Source organism: Hydrogenoanaerobacterium sp. (genome assembly GCF_032017025.1).
GTDB lineage: Bacteria > Bacillota > Clostridia > Oscillospirales > Ruminococcaceae > Hydrogenoanaerobacterium.
In genome coordinates, this window is sequence record NZ_DALZQO010000015.1 from 27,142 (window position 1) to 51,151 (window position 24,010).

General features: G+C 48.9%; 21 protein-coding genes, 2 tRNA genes and 1 pseudogene. 21 read left to right on the plus strand and 3 right to left on the minus strand.

What is annotated here, in order from left to right:
• From RTV33_RS10000 to RTV33_RS10050, 11 genes and pseudogenes are all read left to right on the plus strand, one after another.
• Positions 1–592, plus strand: a pseudogene (locus tag RTV33_RS10000) (tRNA uridine-5-carboxymethylaminomethyl(34) synthesis enzyme MnmG); the annotation flags it as partial.
• Positions 573–1,286 carry a 16S rRNA (guanine(527)-N(7))-methyltransferase RsmG gene (rsmG, locus tag RTV33_RS10005; RefSeq protein ID WP_312643906.1) on the plus strand — a complete coding sequence of 238 codons (714 nt, stop codon included), beginning with the start codon at positions 573–575 and terminating at the stop codon, positions 1,284–1,286. The pseudogene RTV33_RS10000 and the gene rsmG, both read left to right, overlap by 20 nt.
• A 196-nt stretch (positions 1,287–1,482) precedes the next feature.
• Positions 1,483–2,337 (plus strand): ParB/RepB/Spo0J family partition protein, encoded by an 855-nt coding sequence (locus RTV33_RS10010; RefSeq protein ID WP_312643908.1) that lies wholly within the window; start codon positions 1,483–1,485, stop codon positions 2,335–2,337.
• A gap of 246 nt (positions 2,338–2,583) precedes the next feature.
• The gene (locus tag RTV33_RS10015) at positions 2,584–3,348 is read left to right on the plus strand and encodes an AAA family ATPase (RefSeq protein WP_312643911.1); all 765 of its coding nucleotides are present in this window, start codon (positions 2,584–2,586) and stop codon (positions 3,346–3,348) included.
• A gap of 14 nt (positions 3,349–3,362) precedes the next feature.
• Positions 3,363–4,232: a ParB/RepB/Spo0J family partition protein gene (locus RTV33_RS10020; protein WP_312643913.1), complete on the plus strand. Its 870-nt coding sequence runs from the start codon at positions 3,363–3,365 to the stop codon at positions 4,230–4,232.
• A gap of 113 nt (positions 4,233–4,345) precedes the next feature.
• Positions 4,346–5,617, plus strand: coding sequence for a serine--tRNA ligase (gene serS, locus RTV33_RS10025; RefSeq protein ID WP_312643915.1), 1,272 nt, complete (start codon positions 4,346–4,348; stop codon positions 5,615–5,617).
• A 35-nt stretch (positions 5,618–5,652) separates the two neighbouring features.
• Positions 5,653–6,387 carry an acyl-ACP thioesterase domain-containing protein gene (locus RTV33_RS10030; protein ID WP_312643917.1) on the plus strand — a complete coding sequence of 245 codons (735 nt, stop codon included), beginning with the start codon at positions 5,653–5,655 and terminating at the stop codon, positions 6,385–6,387.
• A 12-nt stretch (positions 6,388–6,399) separates the two neighbouring features.
• A complete protein-coding gene (locus RTV33_RS10035; RefSeq protein ID WP_312643918.1) occupies positions 6,400–6,918 on the plus strand; it encodes a flavin reductase family protein in 519 nt (172 codons plus the stop codon).
• A 232-nt stretch (positions 6,919–7,150) separates the two neighbouring features.
• Entirely contained in the window at positions 7,151–8,626 is a 1,476-nt protein-coding gene (gene guaB, locus RTV33_RS10040; RefSeq protein WP_312643919.1) for an IMP dehydrogenase, read from the plus strand.
• A 183-nt stretch (positions 8,627–8,809) separates the two neighbouring features.
• A tRNA-Met gene (locus RTV33_RS10045) sits at positions 8,810–8,886 on the plus strand.
• Positions 8,887–8,927: 41 nt separating this feature from the next.
• Positions 8,928–9,002, plus strand: a tRNA-Glu gene (locus RTV33_RS10050).
• 107 nt (positions 9,003–9,109) lie between these two features.
• On the opposite strand, the gene RTV33_RS10055 is transcribed toward RTV33_RS10050, so the two are convergent.
• The 3 genes from RTV33_RS10055 to RTV33_RS10065 all read right to left on the minus strand — a co-directional run bounded on the left by RTV33_RS10055 (position 9,110) and on the right by RTV33_RS10065 (position 14,001).
• Positions 9,110–9,514, minus strand: coding sequence for a hypothetical protein (locus RTV33_RS10055; RefSeq protein ID WP_312643920.1), 405 nt, complete (start codon positions 9,512–9,514; stop codon positions 9,110–9,112).
• Between the two features lie 146 nt (positions 9,515–9,660).
• Positions 9,661–11,511: a glycoside hydrolase family 13 protein gene (locus tag RTV33_RS10060; RefSeq protein ID WP_312643921.1), complete on the minus strand. Its 1,851-nt coding sequence runs from the start codon at positions 11,509–11,511 to the stop codon at positions 9,661–9,663.
• 96 nt (positions 11,512–11,607) lie between these two features.
• On the minus strand, positions 11,608–14,001 hold the full coding sequence (locus tag RTV33_RS10065) for a glycogen/starch/alpha-glucan phosphorylase (protein WP_312643922.1): 2,394 nt from the start codon (positions 13,999–14,001) through the stop codon (positions 11,608–11,610).
• Between the two features lie 411 nt (positions 14,002–14,412).
• Between RTV33_RS10065 and RTV33_RS10070 the strand changes: the two genes are divergently transcribed.
• From RTV33_RS10070 to RTV33_RS10115, 10 genes are all read left to right on the plus strand, one after another.
• Positions 14,413–14,763, plus strand: coding sequence for a cell division protein ZapA (locus RTV33_RS10070; RefSeq protein ID WP_312643923.1), 351 nt, complete (start codon positions 14,413–14,415; stop codon positions 14,761–14,763).
• Positions 14,764–16,884, plus strand: coding sequence for a DUF3656 domain-containing protein (locus RTV33_RS10075; RefSeq protein WP_312643924.1), 2,121 nt, complete (start codon positions 14,764–14,766; stop codon positions 16,882–16,884).
• A 23-nt stretch (positions 16,885–16,907) separates the two neighbouring features.
• Positions 16,908–17,546 (plus strand): uridine kinase, encoded by a 639-nt coding sequence (gene udk / locus RTV33_RS10080; RefSeq protein WP_312643925.1) that lies wholly within the window; start codon positions 16,908–16,910, stop codon positions 17,544–17,546.
• 44 nt (positions 17,547–17,590) lie between these two features.
• Entirely contained in the window at positions 17,591–18,043 is a 453-nt protein-coding gene (gene dut / locus RTV33_RS10085; RefSeq protein WP_312643927.1) for a dUTP diphosphatase, read from the plus strand.
• 49 nt (positions 18,044–18,092) lie between these two features.
• Positions 18,093–18,362, plus strand: a complete 270-nt coding sequence (locus RTV33_RS10090; protein ID WP_312643928.1) for a DUF4321 domain-containing protein — start codon at positions 18,093–18,095, stop codon at positions 18,360–18,362.
• Between the two features lie 71 nt (positions 18,363–18,433).
• A complete protein-coding gene (locus RTV33_RS10095) occupies positions 18,434–19,003 on the plus strand; it encodes a Maf family protein (protein ID WP_312643929.1) in 570 nt (189 codons plus the stop codon).
• Between the two features lie 157 nt (positions 19,004–19,160).
• Complete coding sequence (locus RTV33_RS10100; protein ID WP_312643930.1) at positions 19,161–20,183, plus strand: rod shape-determining protein; 1,023 nt, start codon at positions 19,161–19,163, stop codon at positions 20,181–20,183.
• 206 nt (positions 20,184–20,389) lie between these two features.
• Entirely contained in the window at positions 20,390–21,346 is a 957-nt protein-coding gene (mreC, locus tag RTV33_RS10105; protein ID WP_312643931.1) for a rod shape-determining protein MreC, read from the plus strand.
• Entirely contained in the window at positions 21,343–21,864 is a 522-nt protein-coding gene (locus RTV33_RS10110; RefSeq protein WP_312643932.1) for a rod shape-determining protein MreD, read from the plus strand. Before mreC ends, RTV33_RS10110 begins: the two co-directional genes overlap by 4 nt.
• A gap of 111 nt (positions 21,865–21,975) precedes the next feature.
• Positions 21,976–23,994 carry a penicillin-binding transpeptidase domain-containing protein gene (locus tag RTV33_RS10115; RefSeq protein ID WP_312643933.1) on the plus strand — a complete coding sequence of 673 codons (2,019 nt, stop codon included), beginning with the start codon at positions 21,976–21,978 and terminating at the stop codon, positions 23,992–23,994.
• Positions 23,995–24,010 lie beyond the last annotated feature (16 nt).

Here is a 24,010-nt window from a genome sequence, read left to right on the forward strand (position 1 = left end):
CTTAATTTTACGGCAGGACAATGCAGACATCCGCCTTATCCCCATTGGGCATGAGGTAGGGCTGATTTCAGAGGAGCGGTATCAGCGCTATCTGCGCAAGCAGGAGCAAAAGAATGCTGAGATTAAGAGGCTTGAGAACACCGTCATTCCGCCAAGCAAGGAGCTCAACGAAATGCTTGTTTCACGTGAAACAGCCGCAGTGATTACCGGTGTACATCTTGCAGACTTGATTCGCCGCCCTCAAATTACCTACAACGATCTTGCACCGTTCGATAAAGAGCGGCCGATACTCGGGACCGATGTGGTGGAGCAGGCAGAGGTTGAAATTAAATATGCGGGTTACATTAAAAAACAGCTGGCCCAAGTAGAAGAAATGCGCCGTCTGGAGTGCAAGCCGCTGCCGCATAACATCGATTATAAAGCGATTGCAGGCTTACGGTTGGAGGCACGCGAAAAGCTGGAAAAGGTACAGCCGATTAATGTAGGGCAGGCATCGCGTATTTCGGGGGTAAGCCCCGCAGATATTTCGGTACTGCTGATTTATTTGGAGCAGCGGGGAGGAAAAAGAGAACATGAACATACCCAAGGATAGTTTAAAGAGCCAAGCTGCCGAATACGGCATTGATTTAACCGAGGAGCAGCTTGATAAACTGGAGTGCTATGCAAATACCTTGGTAGAGTGGAATGAAAAGATTAACCTGACCGCAATTACACAGCCAAATGAAATTGCCACGAAGCATTTTTTAGACAGCTTATTGCTGCTGCATGCCATAGAACTGCCGCAGAATGCCTCGCTGATTGATGTAGGCACCGGTGCCGGATTTCCTTCTGTACCCTGCAAGCTTGTGCGAAGTGATATCAATTTGACACTGCTCGATAGCCTCAATAAACGCATCAACTTTTTAAATGCCTTATGCGAGGCGTTGGAAGTAAAGTCTACCAACATCCATGCCAGGGCAGAAGAGGGCGGACGAAACCCCGGCCTTCGTGAGCAGTTTGATGTTGCAACGGCGCGTGCAGTGGCAAATTTGCGCGAGCTTGCAGAATATTGCCTGCCGTTTGTAAAGGTTGGCGGCTTATTTGTGGCCCTAAAAGGTTACGAAATTGACGATGAGTTGGATACAGCAAAAAAGGCAATCAAAGAGCTTGGCGGAAAGGTGCTAGAGGTAAAGAAATATATTTTACCCGATGACAGCAAAAGGTCAATTATTGTTATCAAAAAAATATCGCAAACTCCGGCAAAATATCCGCGACAATCCGCTAAAATATCAAAATCTCCACTTTAATAGAGTGAAAAGCATCAGTATTTGACGAATATTGGTGCTTTTTTTGGATGTAAAATACTGGAAATACATGTAAACCTGTGCTATATTATAGCTACAGACGGCATACAAGGCTTAAACACCTCTGTAAAACCTTCCGTCAGTTTTACAAAGGGGACAAGCCTTGTATGCTGCGGCAGTTGAATTAGGAGGTGGCGCTTTGATTTTTACCAAAAATCGCAGCGGCGAGCAGGTGGTTCTGTTGCCGGTTGAGTGCGTTGTCCCTAATCCAGCGCAGCCCCGTACTGTTTTTGACAGTGCAGAGTTGGACAAGCTCGCCCAGAGTATCCGACAAAACGGGCTTCTGCAACCAATTACCGTTCGCAAGCTTTCCAACGAGCGTTATGAACTGATTTCGGGAGAAAGAAGGCTCAAAGCCTGCAAACAGCTTGGAATGGACAAAATAAAGGCAATTGTCGCAAATTTAGATGATAAGCAATCTGCGGTATTTGCTCTTATTGAAAATCTGCAGCGCGAGGACCTCAACTTTTTTGACGAAGCGCGGGGAATTTACGAGCTGATTTACCAGTGGAGCATTACACAAGAAGAAGCGGCATCTAAGCTTGGAATGGCACAGTCTACTTTGGCAAACAAACTGCGTATTTTACGTTTACCGGCCGAGGTTCAGCAAAGGATTGCAGAAAGTGGGCTTACCGAGCGCCATGCACGAGCGCTGCTTAAGCTAAAAATTTCCGAGCGCCAACAGGCGGCCATTGAGATAATTACAAAGAAAAGCTTAAATGTTGCCCAAACAGAACGCATGATTGATGACATGCTGGCCGGAAAGCCTAAACCACCTAAGAGGCTGCTGATTGTTAAAGATTTGCGAATCTTTATCAACACAATAGACCGCGCAATCAGCACCATGAAGCAGGCGGGTATTGATGCGGTGGTGGATCAGAATGATTACAACGATTACATTGAATACACCGTCAAAATCCCCAAAACATCTGCTTACCAACAAAAAAGGCGGCCGCCAAATAACAGCACTACCCTTTTTAAGGTTAGTATATAGATGTTCCCCTAGCTGATTGCCAAGAAGCCACCCGAGAGGGTGGCTTCTTGGCGTATAAAAAATATGTTTCCCCAAAAAGATGAGTGCAACAAGAAACTGCTGAAATGTTTAACAGCAATGTTTCACGTGAAACATTGCAAAGTGTGCGGTTAGATTGGTGTGCATTGGCGGAAAACGTTGAAATATCCTGAAATTGTGCTATAATCAAAAGGTATAGTAGGTAATATTGAGTGAAGAGGTAAAAAAATGGGAAAGATTATAGCAATGGCAAACCAAAAGGGCGGCGTTGGTAAAACAACCTCAGCTGTCAATATTGCGGCATGGATTGGTTTGTTCGGAAAAAAAGTGCTTTTGGTGGATATTGACCCGCAGGGAAACACCACCAGTGGGCTGGGCGTTAACAAACGTGAGGTAAAGAAGTCTACTTACGAGCTGCTTATTGGAGATGCCAAGGTTCAGGATGTAATTGTACACTCTGCCTTTCAGAATGTGGACGTGCTTCCCTCAAATATCGACCTTGCAGCGGCAGAGATTGAGCTGGTAGAGCTGGAAAACCGAGCAAGCCGGTTGAAAAATGCACTGGCAAGCATCAAAGCGGGCTATGATTTTATTTTTATTGATTGCCCTCCGTCACTCGGGCTGATTACGCTCAACGCACTGACCGCATGCGATACACTGATTGTACCGATTCAGTGTGAGTATTACGCACTGGAGGGGCTGTCTCAGCTGATGTCCACAGTGCGCAATGTAAAGCGCCTGTACAACCCCCAGATTGAAATTGAAGGCGTATTGCTCACAATGTACGATGCACGACTGAATCTTACCATCCAAGTGGTGGAGGAGGTTAAAAAATATTTCCCCCAAAAGGTATACAAAAGCGTGATACCGCGCAATGTGCGGCTTTCAGAGGCCCCAAGCTTTGGGCAGCCGGTGGTGTATTTTGACCGCACCTCAAAGGGTTCGCAGGCTTATGAAGAGCTTGCAAAAGAGATTATGAACAAAAACAAATAAAGGAGGCAGCTGCCGTGGCAGGAAGAAAAGGTGGTTTGGGCAAAGGGCTTGACGCTTTGTTTGCAGACAATAATACCACCAGCAGCAATGTGCTGACGCTACGCATCTCCGAGATAGAGCCGAACAAGGCACAGCCGCGTAAAGATTTTGATGAGGCTGCTCTTGCCGATTTGGCAGATTCCATTCGCGAACATGGCGTCATTCAGCCACTTTTGGTGCGCCCGTTGCCTACGGGTAGCTATCAGCTGGTTGCGGGGGAGAGGCGTTGGCGTGCATCACGCATGGCGGGGCTTACAGAAGTGCCCGTTGTTGTGCGCGAAATGGACGACATGGAGACAATGGAAATAGCGCTGATTGAGAACCTGCAGCGCGAAGACTTAAACGCAATTGAAGAATCGCTCGGATATAGGGCGCTGGCAGATCAATACAACATGACACAGGAGCAGATTGCAAAAAGCGTTGGAAAATCAAGGCCTGTAATTGCAAACTCCCTTCGACTGCTAAATTTGCCCTCAAAAGTAGTGGATATGGTGCGCCGTGATGAAATTTCGGTAGGGCATGCACGATCTTTGCTCTCACTCGAGAATAAAAAAGCAATAGAAGAAATGGCCGACCGTATTGTAAAGCAGAATTTGACGGTTCGTGACGTTGAAAAACTCACCAGTTTGCAAAAAGCAGGGAAAGAGGCCACTGTGCTCAAGGCAAAACCTTTGGTGCGTGATACTTTTTACGAGGAACTGGAGCTTGCGGCTACCCAAGAGTTTGGGAGAAAAGTAAAGATAAACCACAAAAAGGACAAAGGCAAGCTGGAGATCGAGTTTTTCAGCAAGCAGGATCTTGCCGACATAATGGAAAGGCTTACCGGCGAAAAACTAAACTGGTAGCGGTAATGCTCAATAAAACGGTATAAAAATATTTAAAAAACCTAAATGGAACGCCAATAAAAGCAATAAAGAGTTTTAAGAGAAACAAACTTACAAAAGGAAGTGCGCGCAAAATGTTAGATATCAAAAGAATCAGAACCAACCCCGATGAGGTAAAAGAGGGAGTAAAACGCCGTGGTAAGGATTTGGATAGCGTTGTGGACGAAATCCTTGAGATTGACGTTAAACGCCGTGAGATCAGCACCAAGGCAGACAATATGAAATCGCAGCAGAACAAGGCGTCCAAAGAAATTCCTACATTAAAAAAAGAGGGAAAAGACACCACAGCGCTGATGGCTGAGATGAAGCTGCTTTCGCAAAGCATCAGTGAGTGCGACGCGGAAATATCCGTATTAGAGGAAAAACAGCGCGAGTTGCTGCTTTCTATCCCCAATATTCCGCATGAATCGGTACCCGCAGGCACAGACGACAGCGAAAATAAAGAGATTCGCACTTGGGGTACTCCGCGCGAGTTCCCCTACGAGCCAAGACCACATTGGGACATCGGCTCAAACCTCGACATCCTCGATCCGGAGCGTGCCGCTAAGGTTACCGGAAAGCGTTTCCACTTCTACAAAGGGCTTGGTGCACGCCTTGAGCGCGCCGTCATCAACTTCTACCTTGATAACCACACAGCAAACGGCTACGTTGAGGTGTTGCCCCCCTTTATGGCAAATACCGCATCCATGACCGGAACAGGACAATTGCCGAAGTTTGGCGAGGACATGTTTAAGTTGGAGGGACTGGATTACTATCTGATTCCAACCGCCGAGGTGCCGGTTACCAACCTGTACCGCGATGAGATTCTCGACGGCGCCAAGCTGCCCATTAAGCACTGTGCATATTCCGCCTGCTTCCGTGCCGAGGCGGGTTCTGCGGGCAGAGATACTCGCGGTCTTATCCGCCAACACCAGTTCAATAAGGTGGAACTGGTGAAATTCAGCCACCCCGAGAACAGCTATGAGGAGCTGGAAAGCCTCACTCATGATGCAGAAACCAAGCTGCAGATGCTGGGCCTGCCGTATCGGGTGGTTGCTCTGTGCGGCGGCGATTTAGGCTTCTCCAGTGCGAAAACCTACGATATTGAGGTTTGGATGCCTTCCTACGGCAGATATCTTGAAATTTCGAGCTGCTCCAATTTCGAGGATTATCAAGCGCGCCGTGCCAACATCAAATTTAAAGACAGCCCCAAGGACAAAGCTCAGCTGGTGCACACCTTGAACGGTTCGGGCCTTGCCATAGGTAGAACGGTTGCCGCAATTTTGGAAAACTATCAGAATGATGACGGCAGTGTCACAGTTCCCGAGGCGCTCAGACCGTACATGGGTGTAGATTTAATTAGATAATATACTAAACGTATAAAAAGTGGTGAAACAGACAGATGCAAAACTATGAATTCCATAAAAAAATTAAGCTGACCTACCCTGAATGTGATATTCGCAACCAGATTAAGCTGAGCGGCATGATGCGCCATATTCAGGAGGTAAGCGGAGAACACCTTGAAGAGCTTGGATTAAGCCATGTCATGCTATGGAACGAGGGCTTTGTATTTTTGCTCACCAAGGTGGCGTTGCAGGTGAAACGCCGCCCTGGCGCACTCGAAAAGCTGACGATTGTTACCAAACCGCGAGCACCTAAGGGCGTGCAGAGCATGCGTGATGTGTATTTTTACGATGAAGCAGGGGAGGAGATTATCTACGCGCAAACAGCGTGGGTACTCACCGACCCCATTGAGCATAAGATTCGCCGCCCCAACGAGTTGCCGTACACCATTCCGCTTGAGCCTGTGGCAGTAGATTATGAACTGCTGAGAGCAAAAAACAAACGCCCCAAGGACGCACAGCCGGTGGGAAAGCGCGTCGTTCGTTACAGTGACATTGACTGCAACATGCATATGAACAATGCGGTTTATTCTGATATTGTCTGTGACTATCTGCCGCTTGAGCAGCACCGCAGCCGCGATGTTGCGCAGTATAACATCAGTTTTGTGGGTGAGGCTAAATTTGGCGATGAGCTCACGGTTTTTCGTGCACAGCTTGATGAAAACACCTATTACATCGGCGCAGACCGCCCCGCGGGGGACAGCTGCTTTGAATGTATCATTAAATTTAAATAGGGGGAAGCTCGAATGTTGGATATTACGGCGCTTTTTAAACTCAGTTACGGAATTTATCTGATCACCGCGCACGACGGCGACAAAAATGCGGGGTGTCTTGTAAATACAGTGTTCCAGATTACCGCCGAGCCTGTTCGTGTGGGTGTGAGCGTTTCGAAAGAAAACCAAACCCACTGCTATATTAGGGCAGGCGGCACTATTGCGGTAAATGTGGTGGATGAGAAGGCGGCAAGCCCGCTTTTGGGTAAATTCGGTTATCGCACTGGCAGAGACATCGACAAGTTTGCCGAGACCAAATGCCATAAAGATATCCACGGAGATATGTATATTGACGAGGGTGTTGTGTCACAGTTCAGCTGTAAAGTGGTAAAAGAGGTGGATATGGATACACACACCATCTTTATTTGTGATGTAGTAGATTCCAACATTGTTTGTGACGGGGCACCGATGACCTACAACTATTACCGAGAGGTAAAAAAGCTGCAATCCAGCAAGTTTGCGCCAACCTATGTCAACCTCGCCAAGCATTAAAGCTTCCGCGGCAGGGCAGAATAAATCTGTCCTGCTGCTTATTTTTTGTTTATTTTTCAGATTATAGCCCGCAACCTCATATCTTTCCACAACACCAACAAAAGCATGTGAAAAAGTTTGAAAATTCTCTTCTGAAAAATCCTTGCTTAGCAGAGTAATAAGTGATAGAATAGAAAAAATATCAACGTGGAGACTGTGTAGAAAGAAATGATTCTTATAGGAGGAAGAGCTGATGCTGAATACAAACTATGGTGAGAAATTTGTTAAAGAGGGCTTAACCTTTGACGATGTTTTGCTAATTCCTGCGAAATCAGATGTTCTGCCCAAGGACATTAATGTTTCAACTAAATTGGCAAAAGACATTTACCTCAACTCTCCGCTGATGACCGCGGCGATGGATACCGTAACCGAATCGCTGATGGCGATTGCGATTGCGCGTGAGGGTGGTATCGGTATCATCCATAAAAATATGTCCATTGAAAAGCAGGCGGATGAAGTGGACAAGGTAAAGCGTTCGGAGAATGGGGTTATTGTCAACCCGTTTTACCTTTCTCCCGAGCATTTTGTGTTTGATGCAGATGAATTGATGAGCAAATATCGTATCAGCGGTGTGCCAATTGTAGACGAAGACAATAAGCTGGTAGGAATTTTGACCAACCGAGACTTACGCTTTTTGAGCGATTTTAACTTAAAGATAAAAGAGGTTATGACCAAAGAAAACCTCATTACCGCTCCGGTAGGAACCGATTTAAAGGGTGCGCAAGAAATTTTGCGCATGCACAAGATTGAAAAGTTGCCCATTGTGGATGAAAAGGGAAGACTCAAAGGGCTTATTACCATTAAAGATATTGAGAAGGCTGTACGTTACCCAAACTCGGCACGCGATAAAAACGGCAGATTGCTGTGTGGTGCCGCCATTGGTGTTACCAGTGATGTACTTGACCGCGCAAAAGCTCTGGTCGATGCGCAGGTGGACGTGCTGGTACTGGATTCGGCGCATGGGCATAGCCACGGTATTTTGGATTGCGTGCACAAAGTCAAAGAGGCATTCCCTGATGTAGCGCTGATTGCAGGCAATATTGCCACTGCAGAGGCGGCGGAAGACCTCATTAAGGCGGGTGCGGACGCAATCAAAGTCGGCATTGGGCCCGGTTCTATCTGCACCACCCGTGTTGTCGCAGGCATTGGTGTACCTCAGATCACCGCAATTTACGATGCTGCCTGTGTTGCACAGAAATATAATATTCCCGTCATTGCAGATGGCGGTATTAAATACTCGGGTGATATCGTCAAAGCGCTTGCGGCAGGTGCTTCGGCCGTAATGCTTGGTTCACTGCTGGCAGGGTGTGAAGAAGCGCCCGGCGACAGCGAAATTTACCAGGGCAGACGCTTTAAGGTTTACCGTGGCATGGGTAGCCTTGGTGCAATGGCTTGCGGCAGCAAGGATCGTTACTTCCAAGAGGACAACAAAAAGCTGGTACCCGAGGGCGTTGAGGGACGCGTGCCGTACAAGGGCCCTGTTGCCGATTCAGTATTCCAGTTGCTCGGCGGAATTAAATCCGGTATGGGCTACTGCGGCTGCCCGTCTATTTCCGATATGCACACAAAGGCGCAGTTTGTGCGCATTACAGGGGCGGGTTTAAAAGAGAGCCACCCGCACGATATTTATATCACCAAAGAGGCACCAAACTACTCGATTAACCCTTGATTTTAGTATAAAACTTAATTTTAATACTAAAAGTATAACAAAAAACAAAATTCCCCGCCGATTATATTGGTTAACGGCGGGGAACCATAATTTTGTAGAAAAAAGCGTAAAAAGCATTGACAACACTGGGTGTATGTAGTATAATTAATTTCGCCTGATAAAACAGGCAGGTATCATTTTTATGGCGGCATAGCTCAGTTGGCTAGAGCATTCGGTTCATACCCGAAGTGTCGTAGGTTCAAATCCTATTGCCGCTACCATTTTAATAAATACCCTGCAAAGGGTTTTTATATATAAGTGAGGCCCGTTGGTCAAGCGGTTAAGACACCGCCCTTTCACGGCGGTATCACGGGTTCGATTCCCGTACGGGTCACCAATTATAAAAGCAACCGTTTTTAAGCGGTTGCTTTTTTCATGCATAAAAAAGCATGTAGCTATAGCTTATAGCCACATGCGAATATGTAAACTTTATTACGCGGTGAATTATGCAGTGCGGTCATCAATTTTCTTTACCTTAATATCAATGCCGTCCACCCAGTCATACAGTACATTGACCTGCCTTTTCACATCTTTGACGTCGCTCTTTATCACATCAATATCACCTTGCATGGCGTCAAGGCGTTGCTCCACACCGCTAAAGCGTTGCTCCATACCGTCAAGGCGTTGCTCCATACCGCTAAAGCGCTTCTCCACACCGTCAAAGCGTTGCTCCATACCGTCAAGGTGTTGCTCCATACCGTCAAGGTGTTGCTCCATACCGTCAAGGCGTTGTTCCACACCGTCAAAGCGTTGTTCCACACCGTCAAAGCGCTTCTCTATACCGTCGAGACGTTCACCAATGGGGTTTAGCATGGCTTGCATGGCCTGCAAAATTTCTTTCTCTGTCATAACACTCCACCACCTTGCGGGTATTATAACATAGCTTGTATTTTGACTTCAAGTGTGGACTACGATTAATTTTCCCTCTTGCTAGACGGGCGAATAAAAACCCTCGCCGGTTTTCAACGGTGAGGGTTTTTATTGTTGAAAAGTATTTAGATTTTACCGATAATGAACGATTGGGCGGCAAGTATACCATCGGAGAAGTTTCCTGCAAGCACCTCGGGTTCAAAAGGCAGTGTAAGCCTGCGGCTGCCATCACCGCGGTTTACCACAACAAGCAGCCCCTCACCGTTCCTCATGCGGGTAAACGCATAAACGTCATTGTCAAAAATAGTTGGTACAAAGGGTGCGTCGGCAAGTAGGGCACTGTACTCTCGGCGCAGTGCACATAGAGTTTTGGTAAACTCCAGCAGTTCGCTATCGCCGCTTTCCCACGGGTAGGTGCAGCGGTTGAACGGGTCGCGGTAACCGGTCATACCCACCTCATCACCGTAGTACAAGCAGGGCACGCCGGGCAAAAAGAACTGCAGTACCTGCGCAAGCATAAAAAGCTGCCTGCCGCGTTGATAATCGCCTTCGCTGAGGAAGTGGTGGCGCATCTGCCATGGGCGGTCGTGGTCATCCAGCGGTTCGCCCGCAAGCTTGGTGATGGCGCGCTCCACGTCATGGGTGCTCAGCGAATTCATCAGCACATCCACCACGGGCTTGGGGTAGTTTTCTAAAATCGAAAGCACCGTGTTGTTAAGTTCGCCGCCGCCCCCGTAGCGAATAAACGACAAAATGGCATCCTTAAATGGGTAGTTCATCACACTGTCCAGCTGCGCGCCGCCAAAGTAACGCTTGCGCACACCGTACGCCACCTTATTCGAAGCATCCTCCCACACCTCGCCAATGATAACCGCCTGCGGGTCGTAGGCTTTTACCGAGGCGGTCAACGCATCGAGGAACTTGTCGGGTAGTTCGTCCGCAACGTCAAGGCGGTACCCGCTAACACCCAGCGAAAGCCAGTAGTGCAGCACCCCCCCCTCACCGCAGATAAACTCGATGTAATCATCATTGGTTTCATCCACATTGGGCAGGGTATCAAAACCCCACCAGGAACTGTATTTGTCAGGCCACTGCGAAAAATCGTACCAATGATAATAGCGGCTGTCTTTCGAGTTGTAAGCGCCCTGCGTGGGGTAGCGGTTTTTGCGGTTGAAGTACAAGCTATCGTCGCCGGTGTGTGAAAAAACACCGTCTAAAACAACGCGGATGCCAAGCTCCCTGCCTTTGGCGCACAGCTCACGCAGGTCGTTTTCGTCCCCAAGCAGGCAGTCGATCCTACGGTAGTCTGCGGTGTTGTAGCGGTGGCTGGAGTGTGCCTCAAACACGGGGTTGAGGTAGATGCATGAGATATGCATGCTGTGCAGATAGTCCATTTTGCTTATAATACCCTGTAAATCGCCGCAAAAATAATCGGTGTTGGTGATTTTACCGTCCTCATCAGGCAGGTAATCGGGCATCTCATACCAGTTTTGGTGCAGCTTACGGTCGGGGGGCACGCTGTGCTTCGGTTTTCCGCTGCAGAAAAATCGGTCGGGAAAAATCTGATACATGATGCCGCCTTTTAAGAAATCCGGTGTTTCAAACCCGGAGTTATAAACAGTAAGCTGCCAAAGCTGCGGGGGCGAATCGGTAAACGCACCGGTGTTGCCGGCAGTGCGCGAAAGCTTTTTGCAGCTCCCGTTTTGCTCTGCTTCAAAGCAATAAAAATAAAGCTGGGGCAGGGGCAGCGAAAGCTTGCATGAAAAAACATTGCAGGTAAGTTCGGCTTTGATAAAGCTCATTTCGATTACCTGCGGGGTATCCCACGCATCGGCCTTGTAAAGCAGCATGCGTGGGTTTGTAAACTCCCCGTTCTTGGGTAGGTGCAGGCGAAACTCCGCCTGCTCACCGGTTCCCAGTGCGCCGAACGGTTTTTTAAACTGCGTACTGTGGCTATCGTAAAAGATAAAAGACATAGAAATAACTCCCTTAACCTTACAGCAATTCCACTGATAAGATAAATCTGCTTGCGTGCTCAAAGGCAGATCTAATCGCGATGGCTGATTTCAACATCAGCGGAGTTCCCAGATGTTTTGTGCGTATTCACAAGTTGCACGGTCGGCACAAAAAAAGCCGGACTGTGCAATGTTGCGCAGCGACATGGCCTGCCATTTGTATTGGTCGGCGTAGGTACTCATTACAAGACGATGCGCCGCCGCGTAGGAGTCGTAATCTTTGAGCACCATGTACGGGTCACGGTCTACCAGTGAATGGAAGATATCGGGGAAGGTACTGCCGCCAATTCCTTTGCTTAGCTGGTCAAGCGCATCTTTGAGCACCGGGTTGTCGCGGTAAATCGATCGGGGGTCGTAAGAGGCCTTCTCGCGGGCGACATCTTCAGTGCGCATGCCAAAGATAAACATGTTTTCTTCGCCGACATGCTGTGCAATTTCTACATTGGCGCCGTCGTAGGTGCCAAGAGTGAGTGCCCCGTTCAGCATCAGCTTCATGTTGCCGGTTCCCGAGGCCTCGGTGCCTGCAAGCGAAATTTGCTGCGACACCTCGGCAGCAGGCATCAGCAGCTCGCTGAGCGTGACGCGGTAATCCTCAAGGTATACAATGCGCAGCTTTTCACGGATGACAGGGTCTTTCTCAATTTCATCCCGCAGGGTGCAGATCAGCTTGATAATCTGCTTGGCAAGAAAATAACCGGGTGCCGCTTTTGCCCCAAAAATATAGGTGTGCGGGGTAAACTCGGCGTTCGGGTTTTGCTTGAGCCACTGGTAGGTGGTGAGGATGTGCAGGGCGTTGAGGTGCTGGCGCTTGTATTCGTGCAGGCGTTTGACCTGCGCGTCAAAAATAGAGTTCGGGTCAAGCACCACGCCTGTGGTGCGCTCAATGTAAGCGCAAAAACTCTGCTTATTTTCCAGCTTCACTGTGGCAAGGGTATCCAGCACGTTTTTATCATCGACGAATGGATTAAATTTCTCCAGTTGGCCCATATCGCGCAAAAAGCCGTCGCCAATTGTCTCTTTCAGTAGACGGGTAAGGCCCTCATTGCTCTGGTACAGCCAGCGGCGCGACGCAATGCCGTTGGTGACGTTGGTAAATTTGTGGGGCATAATGCGGTAAAACTGCTGGAACACATCTTTTTTGATGATCTCACTATGCAGCGCAGATACACCATTTACGCTGTGACAGGCCATCACACATAGGTTTGCCATGTGAATCGTACGGTTTGAAATAATCGCCATCTGCTCCACGGTGGGGTAATCGAGATGATAGGTATTGTACAGGTCGTAGGTGAAGCGGTTGTTCATCTCTTTTATAATCTGATAGATGCGCGGCAACAACGAAGCAAACAGGTCTTCGTTCCATTTCTCCAGCGCCTCGCTCATAACGGTGTGGTTGGTGTAGGCAAACACCTGCGTCACGGTATTCCATGCAACATCCCAGCTGTAGCCGCAGTCATCCAATAAAATGCGCATCAGCTCGGGAATAGCGAGGGTAGGGTGGGTGTCGTTGATGTGGATGGCGACCTTTTCGGCAAGGTTATCCAGCGTGCCGTAGGTTGCCATATGGCGGTTGATGATGTCGCCCACCGAAGCAGCCACCATAAAGTACTGCTGGCGCAAGCGCAGGCTTTTGCCCTCGTTGTGGTTGTCGTTGGGGTAGAGCACCTTGCTGATGACCTCGGCCATGGAATTTGCACCCAGTGCACCAATGTAATCGCCGCGGTTAAAGCGTTCCATATCCAGCCCCGATGCAGTCGCCTTCCACAGGCGCAGGCGCGAAACGCCCTTGCTGTTGTAGCCGGTAACGTACATATCGTACGGCACCGCTTTTACCGTAGTATAATTTTTATAGTTGATGTGATGGTAGTTGTTGTCCCAAAATTCTTCTACCTCGCCGCCAAAGTGTACATCGACCGATTTTTCGGGTTTTGCCGAAAGCCACACTTCGCCGCCGGGCAGCCAATAATCGGGCAGTTCGGTCTGCCAGCCATCTACAATTTTTTGTTTGAAAATACCATACTCGTAGCAAATGGAGTAGCCCGTAGCGGGGTAATCTTGCGTGGCGAGTGCATCTAAAAAGCAGGCGGCCAAGCGGCCCAAGCCGCCGTTGCCCAGCCCGGCGTCGGGCTCGTAATCGTACAATTTTTCAAGTTTTACGCCATAGTCATCCAATGCGTCGCGCACGGTATCAACAATCTCAAGGTTATAAAGGCTGTTTTTCAGGCTTCTGCCCATCAAAAACTCCATGCACAGGTAGTAAACCTGCTTCTTGCCGTTGGAGTTGGTGTCAACCGAAAAACGCCTGCGTTTCTCCTGTAAAATATCCACAACCACCATCGAAAGCGCCTTATAGTAAAGTGCGTCGGATGCGGTCTCGGTATCAACGCCGAGTACATTTGCCAGCTTATTTTTTATGCTGGCCTTGAGTTCTTTTTTTGTGAGATGTTCCATGCTGTCTACCGCCGTTTCTCCGCGCTTTTAGGGTGCCTATCCGGCAAAACAGGCTCTTCTTTCTGCGCGGAACAAAAAGAGCCGTGAAAAAACAATAAAAAGGGGCAGTGTGTAAGCTGCTTACCCTTTAGATTATATACAAAAATAGGTGAAAATACAATATAATTTCCGTTTGGTTTATGGACAAAAACGCCATTCTAAAAGGAAAAACAAAAACAGAGATACATCATTCTTTTTCAGCAAGCAGAAAGAAAAACTTTAGATACCTCACTGAAACAGGTACGATATAAGAAAATTAAATTTCTGCCGTTACACACTTTCTAATTGCTGCAAAATAGATTATAATAAAATAGATTGTAAAGCGCAGTACAGCGCGGTGTAAGCCGCTAAAAATACAGGAGGGTACACAATATGGATACCATTAACAGAGTGAAGATTGAAATATACGGTGCGAAGTTTATTATCACCAGCAAAAAAGATGAGCGATACATCAAAGAGCTGGGGAACACGATAGACGCGAACGTCAAAGAACTGATGGAGAGCGCACAAAACCTTACATTTAACGAGGCACTTGCGCTTACCGCACTGAATTTTTTGGATGCTTACAAAGATGCAGAGCGCAACTCTGACCATCTGCGCGGGCAGATTAACTCCTACCTTGAAGATGCAGGCAGGGCACGCATTGAGGCAGATGAAGCGAAACGAGAGATTGCAAGACTAAAACGTGAGCTCGAAATGATTAAGCGAGGTCAAAACATATAAATGGATAAATTGGAGATTTTAGCACCCGTGGGTGCACGCGAACAGCTGACTGCCGCGGTAACCTGCGGTGCCGATGCCGTATATCTTGGCGGTGCGGCGCTCAACGCACGGCGCAATGCCGCAAATTTTGACGGCCACGCTTTGCGCGAGGCCGTAGAATACTGCCATATACGCGGGGTAAAAGTACACCTTACCCTCAACACCGTGGTGTTGGAAAAAGAAATTACCGCCGCGCTGGAGATGGTGAAAACTGCATGTGAGCTTGGAATTGATGCGGTGATTGTGCAGGATTTGGGGATTGTCAGCCTGATTCGCAAGACCGCACCCGATCTTTGCCTGCATGCCTCTACCCAATTGGCGGTGCATAACCTTGCAGGCGCAAAGCAGCTGGAGGAGCTTGGCTTTGCGCGCGTGGTGCTTGCCCGCGAAATGAGCAGGCAAGAGATTGCCGAGGTAGTGGAGGGCACTACCCTTGAAACCGAAATATTTGTACACGGCGCACTTTGCATGTGCGTGTCGGGGCAATGCTATATGAGTTCCATTATTGGCGAACGCAGCGGCAACCGCGGGCTTTGTGCCCAACCCTGCCGTCTGCCTTTTTATGTGCAAAATAAAGGTGCGTACGATCTATCGCTTAAGGATATGTCACTGGTTCAGCGCCTTGGGGAACTGCGCGATTTGGGTGTGACCTCAGCAAAAATTGAAGGCAGAATGAAGCGCCCCGAATATGTTGCCGCCGCGGTAACTGCATGTAAAAACGCTTTGAATGGCGATTTCGTGGATGTTGATAGTTTACAGGCGGTATTTTCTCGCTCTGGTTTTACCCAGGGTTATTTTGATGCCCGCCTTGGCAACGATATGTTTGGCGTACGGGGTAAAGACGATGTGGTGTCGGCAGAGGGCGTACTCAAAAACCTCGCACAGCTTTACCGCAAAGAGGTACCGCGTGTGGCGCTTTCAGGCAGCTTTGTGCTGCCAAAAGATAAGCCCGCTGTGCTCACCCTCGCCGATCAAGACGGCAACACGGCCGTTGCAACAGGCGAAAACCCGCAGCCGGCCATCAATAAGCCTACCACGCCCGATATGATTAAGCAGAGCATGGCAAAGCTGGGCGGTACGCCTTATAGCCTTGAAAAACTTGAAATTGTATACGATGCCGAAGCAGGGGACGAGCAGATTGTGGCACAAAGTGACAGCCCCGATTTACCTGAGGGCGCGGCGCGGCTCATGCTGCCGGTATCGCAGATGAATCTGCTGCGCCGTGAGGCCACCGAAACGATTACGAGTGCAAGGGCAGCGGCAAAGCCGGTTGCATTTTACCCCATTGATATCAGCACTGTAAAACAAAAGGGTGCAAAGAGCGGGCAAACACCCGCACTGCGCGGAAGGTTTGCATGCGAGCAGCAAATACCGCTTGCGGTGATAGATGCATTGGAAATTATTATACTACCGGTAAAAGAAGCTGCAAAAACAACTGATGGGAATATTTTGGACAAGCTGGTTGCGGAGCTGCCGCGCATCAATTTTGATAATTACCGCGATGTACAGCCCGCGCTGGACGCGCTTAAAGCAAAAGGAGTAACCCGTGTGCTGGCAGGCAATATTGGCGGGGTGTACGCGGCAAGGCAGCAGGGCTTTACTGTACTGGGCGATTATGCACTCAACATCACCAACAGCTATGCCCTAAACGCGTATGCCGAGCTCGGCTGTAAGGACATTACCGTGTCGTACGAGCTGAACCTAAACGACATCAAACGGCTTAACAGTTCTGTGCCGTATGGTATGCTGGCTTACGGCCACTTGCCACTGATGATTACACGCAACTGCCCCGTTAAACTGGAAAAAGACTGTGCGGGCTGCACCGGCAGCACCAAAATGTACGACCGGCTGGGCAACGGGTTTACCGTAGGCTGCGGCGGTACAAAACGCATGACCGAGGTGCTCAATCATGTTCCGCTGTATTTGGCGGACAGGTTGCCTGAGCTTACAGGGGTATCGTTTCTTACGCTGTACTTTACCGGTGAGACACAGCAGGAATGCGCACGGCTGATTTATGAATACCAGCACGGCGCAAAGCGAGAAAACATCACGCGTGGACTATACTACAGGAATATTCAATAGTAAAATATACGGAGGGTAATTGAATGGATGTTATGATCATCGGTATTGCGGGAGGTACGGGCAGCGGCAAAACAACGCTTACCGAGCGGCTGAAAGAGCGCTTTGGTGACGATGTCAGCATAGTCTACCACGATAACTACTACAAGCAGCACGACGGAATGACCTATGATGAGCGCAGCAAGCTGAACTACGATCATCCCGACGCGTTTGACACCGAGCTGATGATCAAACACATCAACCAACTGCGCAAGGGTGAGCGTGTACTGTGCCCGGTTTACGACTACACCATCCACAACCGTTCCGATAAAACCATTGAGATTCTCCCCGCAAAGGTGATTATTATAGAGGGCATTTTAATCTTTCAAAATGAACAGCTGCGCAATTTAATGGACATTAAAATTTTTGTAGATACCGACGCGGATGTGCGAATTTTGCGACGCATTATGCGTGACGTACAAGAGCGCAGGCGCACGCTCGAATCGGTAGTGAACCAGTACCTCGACGTCGTAAAACCAATGCATGAGCAGTTTGTCGAGCCCAGCAAGCGCGCGGCAGATATTATAGTGCTGGAGGGCGGACGCAATATCGTTGCACTGGATATGATTATGCAGCGTGTTCACAGCCACATTGCAGGCATGCCCGCGCAAACTACTCAGGGGTGATGCATGTACCTTTTTGCATAGTGAACACAGAAACGGAGAAAACTATGACGCTTAAAATAAAAAAACTGCGCGATGGTGCGCACATTCCGCAAAACGCTACCGACGGCAGCGCAGGCTATGACCTGCACGCCTGCATAGAGGAACCGATTACCATTGAGGCGGGACAGACCTGTAAAATCGGCACGGGTATTGCCATTGCACTGCCCGATGCAAGCTGCGCAGCCTTTGTCTATGCCCGCAGCGGGTTGGGCATTAAGCATGGCATTGTGCCCGCAAACTGTGTGGGGGTTATCGATTCCGATTACCGCGGCGAAATTATTGTGGGGCTGATCAACCAGTCTTCCGCGGCATTTACCATTAACCCGCACGACCGCATTGCGCAGATGGTAATTGCACCTGTGCTGCACCCTGAAATAGAGGAATGCACCGAGCTGGATGACACCAACCGCGGTGAGGGCGGGTTTGGCAGCACCGGCGTGGGCGGTGCACGCACCTAATTCAGACAACATTACGTTACAAAGGCAGTTACAACAGGAGGAAGACAGAATGAAGTGGAAAAAGAACTTAATGCTGATTTTTATGCTGCTCGCGGGGGTTATTGTGGGTGCACTGCTTGCAAAGGTTACTACCGATGTGCCGTTCCTCGGTTGGCTTTCTTACGGTAACAGCATCGGCATTGACGTGGCAAACCCAATGATTCTTGACCTATCGGTGCTAAAGCTGGCATTTGGTTTTGAATTCGGCATTAACATTGCGCAAATTATCTGTGTCATACTCTCCATATTCATGTACAAGGGTTTGGTAAACAGGCTGTAAACGGCCAATAATGAATTTGATATCAATACAGATACCTGTGTGCAAAAGCTTACAAAAAGGAGAAAAACAGCATGGACGTTATTTTGGCTTCGGGTTCGCCGCGGCGCAGAGAGCTGCTGGCGCATATTCATAAGGATTATCAGGTGATACCTGCAAACATTGACGAAACCATACCGCAGGGTACGCGCCCGTGCGATGTGGGCGAAACAATTGCGAAGCAAAAAACGCTGCATGTGCAGCAAACCCGCCCGAACGACCTTATCATTGGGGCAGATACCGTTGTAGTGTTACATGATGAAATTCTTGGAAAACCTAAGGATGCCGATGACGCAAAACGCATGCTGCAACTGCTTTCCGGCAAAGAGCACCAGGTATACACCGGTGTATCGCTGCGCTTAGGGGCGAAAGCGGCCTCTTTTACACAGTGCACCAAGGTGTGGTTTTACCCGCTTACCGAGTGGGAGATAGACGAATATATCGCCACCAAAGAGCCGTTTGATAAAGCGGGCGCATACGGTATTCAGGGCGAGGGCAGCGTACTGGTTGAAAAAATTGAGGGTGACTTTTTTAATGTAATGGGTTTACCCGTTGCGCGGCTCAAGCGCGAGCTTGCAGCCATAATGCCCCAAAACAAAATTTAGTGTTTGTTAACAAATAAAAATAATGGAAAACGTTGTGGAAAAGTCGTTTTAGGGGTATAATATGATGGACAATGAAAAAGTCTGTGAAAAAACGGTCTTTTACTATAAATGTTAGAATGAATCAGCTGCGGCGCCTTGCCGCGAAAGGGGTAGCCATATGTTTTCTTTTACAAAAGATATTGGTATCGATCTGGGTACAGCAAACACCCTCATCTTCATGAAGGGTAAAGGCATCATCATGCGCGAACCCTCTGTTGTTGCGGTGGATACCCGCACCGACCGCGTGAGATATGTGGGGCAGGAAGCGAAGGATGTAATCGGCAGAACGCCCGGTTCCATCGTTGCGGTTCGCCCTTTGAAAGACGGCGTTATTGCAGATTTTGACATCACCGCGAGCATGCTCGAAATCTTCATTAAAAAAGTGTTCAACAATTCCTCTTTTGCAAGACCGCGTGTTGTTATCTGCATTCCCTCCGGTGTAACTGCTGTTGAGAGGCGTGCGGTAAAAGAGGCAACCCTTAAAGCGGGTGCAAAGCAGGTTTCGATTATTGAAGAGCCTATGGCGGCTGCAATTGGTGCAGGCCTGCCTGTTGCAGAGGCAACCGGCAGCATGGTGGTGGATGTAGGCGGCGGCACCAGTGAGGTTGCGGTAATCTCGCTCGGCGGTATTGTTGCTGCTCGTTCGGTTCGCGTAGGCGGCGACGAGTTCGATCTTTCGATCATTCAATATGTTAAGAAAAAGTACAACCTCCTCATCGGTGAAAGAACCGCTGAGGCAATTAAAATCAACATTGGTTCTGCCTACCCCTACGAGGGCGAAGAGCCGATGGAAATCAAAGGCAGAAACCTGGTTGATGGTTTGCCCAAGAATATCTACATCACACCTGCCGAAATTCGCGAAGCGCTGGAAGACCCGTTGTCTGCTGTGCTGGATGCGATTAAGGTCACGCTTGAGAGAACTCCGCCGGAGCTTTCTGCAGATATCATTGACCACGGTATTACGCTTACCGGCGGCGGCGCACTGCTCAAACATCTCGACAAATTGGTGGCGGAGGAGACCGGCATGCCCGTTTACATTGCGGATAACCCGCTTGACTGCGTTGCGGACGGTACCGGCCGCGTGTTGGAGGATTTGGGCAAGCTGAGTGATGTCCTCACTGAGGATGACAGAAGATACTAACAGAATAATAAGTCGATATTTGCGGGTTGTTGTAAGGGTTTGCCGACACAACGACCCGCATTCCCGTAATAAGCCAAAGTTTTAAAAACCAAGATTTTATTTTATTGCTGTAAATTTCTTTTTGGAACTGATTTATAGATGTAAAACAACAAAGAGCGTTTCGTTTTTTGGAGCTCTGAATTTTTATAAAGCAGGAGGTGTCACTGTTGAAGGAATTTTTTTCGTCAGTACGATTCAAAATATTGATGGGCGTTGCCGTGGTGCTGGGCGCATTTATGCTGCGTGCGGCATGGACAGGCGGGTTTGGCACGGTGACTTCGAGCCTGCTGGGCGCAATTACTACACCGGTGCAAAAGCTATCGGCCGGCATATCAGGCAGCGTTACCGATTTTTTCTCTATTTTTGTAGATGCAAAGGCGATTAAAGCCGAGAATGAACAACAAAAAGAGATGATTCGCGAGCTAAACGAAAAACTGGTGGACTACGATAAGATAAAGCACCAGAACAGTGTCTACGAAGGCTTTTTGGAAATTAAAGAACGCAACCCGGAGCTGGAGTTTGAGCCCGCAGCGGTTGTCGGGCGCGACGCCTCCGACCGTTTTTATTCATTTACCATCGACAAGGGCACACTTGATGGCATTGATGTGCGCGATTCGGTTATTACAGCAGACGGGCTGGTGGGCATTGTGTCTGAGGTGGGTCTTACATATGCAAAAGTATCCACCATACTTGACCCCGCGACGAACATTGGTGTTTACGATTCTCGCACGCGCGATACCGCCCTGGTAACCGGTACGGTGGGGCTTGCGGAAAAGGGACTGTGCAAAATGTACCTGCTGCCGCGTGAAAGCGGTGCTGCGGTGGGCGACCTCGTCGTTACCTCGGGCATCAGCGGCAAATACCCAAAGGAGCAGATTGTGGGTAAAATTGCAGAAGTTGCCCCCGAAAGCCATGGTAGCTCTTTGTATGCAGTAATAGAGCCTACCGCTAACATTAAAAATGTTAAGGATGTACTGGTTATCAAATCGTTTGAGGGGCAGGGTGTTGCTTCGGCTGACCCGATTGCCGATATGCAGCCCGATCGGGAAGAATCGGCGGATGGTGCGTCGAGCGGATCTTCGGTGGCCGAGAGCGGTACGGAAGCGGGTGGTGGAACACCATGACGACGAAGAAACACATCTATTTTCTCAAATATTTCATGATGGTGATGCTTTTATTTGTACTCTATATTCTGCAAACAACTCCCGGGCTGTTTTCCATCTATGGTGTAAAGCCGATTCTGGTGGTGCCTGCCGCAGTATGCATTGCCATGTTTGAGGGCGAATTGGTGGGCGGCGTTATGGGTGCCGTCGCCGGTCTGCTGTGTGATCTTGCAAGCTTTACGATTTTTGGGTTTAACGGCATTTTGGTACTGGCAGGCTGTATCGCCGTGGGCCTGCTTACCATCCACCTCACGCAGCTGAAACTTACCAACGCACTGATGCTTGGGTTTGGCGCATTGTTTTTGCGCGGACTGATTGAGTATTTCTTTTATTTTCAGATGTGGGGCTTTGAAGATGGCTACCGCATCTTTGTGTTTTCTACCCTGCCTACGGTGCTGTACTCCACCGTAGCAATTATTCCGTTTTACTATATGACGCGAGGCATGAAAGAATTTTTCGATCAAAAGCTCAAAGTATAACCGATTGGTAAAATTAGTTTTTAAATTCTGTTCATAATGCGAACATAGCCTTTTGGTAAAATAGAAGATGATTTATCGGCTAAAAGATTTAATAGAAAGGGGCGGTAGCCTGTGAGAACAAATTTACCAAAGCGGCGTGTCACATTGCTTGCCGTTCTTTTTTTGGCGGTTGGGGTGCTGTTTGGGCTGCGCCTGATTACCATGCAGATTGTTGAGGGCGCGCAGTACAGCGAGCTTGCCAACAAGCGTTCGGAGCAGAAACAAACGGTGGCCGCGGCACGCGGTGAGATTGTTGACCGCTACGGCAGGCCCATGGTAATTAACCGTACAGGATTTAACGTTGTGTTTGATATGGCGTTTATGCAGCGTGGCAAAGAAAATGAAACGATTTTAAGGCTGATTGATATTATGAAGCAGTCGGGTGAAGACTGGATCGACAACCTGCCGCTTACCAAAAGCGCGCCCTTTACCTTTGAGGGAAGCGACAGTGATATTGCCCGCCTTAAAAAGTTTGTCAATGTTAACGCGGCGGCTACCTCCGAAGATGTATGGTACTGGCTGGTGGAACGCTACAAACTGGAGGAATACTCCTCCGAGCAGCAGCGTCTGGTTGCGGGCGTGCGTTACGAAATGGAACAGCGCGGCTTTAATTATAAGGTGCAATACACTTTTGCAGAGGATATTTCAATCTCCACGATTACGAAGATTAAAGAGAATACCTATGAGTTGCCCGGCGTTGATGTGAGAGAAAGTGCAATACGCGAATATGTCAGCGGAGACCTTGCACCGCACATTATTGGCAGGATAGGGCCGATTTTTGCCGATGAGATGGAGAAGTACAAAGAAAAAGGTTACGCTGCAAACGATGTTGTGGGCAAAGCGGGCATTGAGCAGGCGTTTGAAAGTGAACTGCGCGGCATTAGCGGCGAGCGGCAGATTACGCTGAACAATAAAGGCGCGGTGCTTGAGGTTGTGGAAACTAAGGCGCCGCAGCCCGGCAACACCGTTGTGCTCACCATCGACAAAGAGCTGCAGCGTGTAGCGCAGGAAAGCCTGGAGCGTCAGATCAAAAACCTGCAAGAAACTGCACCTGCGGGCAAGGGTAAAGAGGCCAGTGTGGGTGCGGCTGTGGTGATTCATGTGCCTACAGGCGAGGTGCTCGCGTCTGCAAGCTATCCGACCTACAATCTTTCAACCTATCAGCAGGATTATGCTGAGAACGCCAATAACCCACTGCTACCGTTCTTTAACCGCGCGTTCAATGGCAAGTATGCGCCCGGCTCCACCTACAAGCCCGCGGTTGCCTTAGGGGCACTCAACGAGGGGCTCATAGAGCGCAATACCAAAGTGCTTTGCACCGGGCGCCTGCACTTGTTTACAGATGGCTACAGCCCGAAATGCTTGGGGGTACACGGCAATATCAACGCAATTACTGCGCTTGAGCGTTCCTGCAACATCTTCTTTTACGAAACCGGCTGGAAACAAGGTATTGATAAAATTAATAAGTACAGCGAAATGCTGGGTTTGGGCGAGCCCACCGGCATCGAGCTGCCTGAGAACATTGGTCAACGTGCCAGTAAGGAATATAGTGAATCGCACGGCGAACGCTGGGAGGCTGCCAACGTAGTTATGGCGTCCATTGGGCAGGGCGGCAACGAATTTTCGCCGCTGCAGATCGCCAACTATACCGCTACCCTTGCGAACGGCGGTGTGCGTATGAAAGCACATCTGGTTAAGAGCGTTGTTTCCTATAACTTTGAACAAACAATTAAAGAAACTGAGCCTGAGGTGTTGCAAGATATGCAGCTAAAGCCGGGTGTCATCGATGTGGTAAAGGACGGCATGGTGGCTGCGGCGGGGCCGGGCGGTACTTCACTTGGTGCGTTTAACAACTACGGTGTTACCGTAGCCGCAAAAACCGGTACCCCTGAAACCAGCACTGAAACTGTAAACTCGGTTTATATCGCATTTGCCCCCGTTGAAAACCCCGAAATTGCGGTTGCAGTGGTAATTGAGGATGGTTGGCATGGTTACACAGGCGTACCTGTTGCAAAGGCAATTTTTGACCAATACTTCTTTGCGAACAAAGATTCCGAAAAGCCACAGACAGCAGAAACAATCCTTTCTTAAAAGGTGGAAAAAATTT

What these genes read in the sequence shown, in the direction of transcription:
- rsmG (WP_312643906.1), top strand. Translation starts at nt 573, where the DNA reads ATGAACATACCCAAGGATAGTTTAAAGAGCCAAGCTGCCGAATACGGC.
- RTV33_RS10015 (WP_312643911.1), top strand. Translation starts at nt 2,584, where the DNA reads ATGGGAAAGATTATAGCAATGGCAAACCAAAAGGGCGGCGTTGGTAAA.
- serS (WP_312643915.1), top strand. Translation starts at nt 4,346, where the DNA reads ATGTTAGATATCAAAAGAATCAGAACCAACCCCGATGAGGTAAAAGAG.
- RTV33_RS10030 (WP_312643917.1), top strand. Translation starts at nt 5,653, where the DNA reads ATGCAAAACTATGAATTCCATAAAAAAATTAAGCTGACCTACCCTGAA.
- RTV33_RS10035 (WP_312643918.1), top strand. Translation starts at nt 6,400, where the DNA reads ATGTTGGATATTACGGCGCTTTTTAAACTCAGTTACGGAATTTATCTG.
- guaB (WP_312643919.1), top strand. Translation starts at nt 7,151, where the DNA reads ATGCTGAATACAAACTATGGTGAGAAATTTGTTAAAGAGGGCTTAACC.
- RTV33_RS10055 (WP_312643920.1), bottom strand. Translation starts at nt 9,514, where the DNA reads ATGACAGAGAAAGAAATTTTGCAGGCCATGCAAGCCATGCTAAACCCC.
- RTV33_RS10060 (WP_312643921.1), bottom strand. Translation starts at nt 11,511, where the DNA reads ATGTCTTTTATCTTTTACGATAGCCACAGTACGCAGTTTAAAAAACCG.
- RTV33_RS10065 (WP_312643922.1), bottom strand. Translation starts at nt 14,001, where the DNA reads ATGGAACATCTCACAAAAAAAGAACTCAAGGCCAGCATAAAAAATAAG.
- RTV33_RS10070 (WP_312643923.1), top strand. Translation starts at nt 14,413, where the DNA reads ATGGATACCATTAACAGAGTGAAGATTGAAATATACGGTGCGAAGTTT.
- RTV33_RS10075 (WP_312643924.1), top strand. Translation starts at nt 14,764, where the DNA reads ATGGATAAATTGGAGATTTTAGCACCCGTGGGTGCACGCGAACAGCTG.
- udk (WP_312643925.1), top strand. Translation starts at nt 16,908, where the DNA reads ATGGATGTTATGATCATCGGTATTGCGGGAGGTACGGGCAGCGGCAAA.
- dut (WP_312643927.1), top strand. Translation starts at nt 17,591, where the DNA reads ATGACGCTTAAAATAAAAAAACTGCGCGATGGTGCGCACATTCCGCAA.
- RTV33_RS10090 (WP_312643928.1), top strand. Translation starts at nt 18,093, where the DNA reads ATGAAGTGGAAAAAGAACTTAATGCTGATTTTTATGCTGCTCGCGGGG.
- RTV33_RS10095 (WP_312643929.1), top strand. Translation starts at nt 18,434, where the DNA reads ATGGACGTTATTTTGGCTTCGGGTTCGCCGCGGCGCAGAGAGCTGCTG.
- RTV33_RS10100 (WP_312643930.1), top strand. Translation starts at nt 19,161, where the DNA reads ATGTTTTCTTTTACAAAAGATATTGGTATCGATCTGGGTACAGCAAAC.
- RTV33_RS10110 (WP_312643932.1), top strand. Translation starts at nt 21,343, where the DNA reads ATGACGACGAAGAAACACATCTATTTTCTCAAATATTTCATGATGGTG.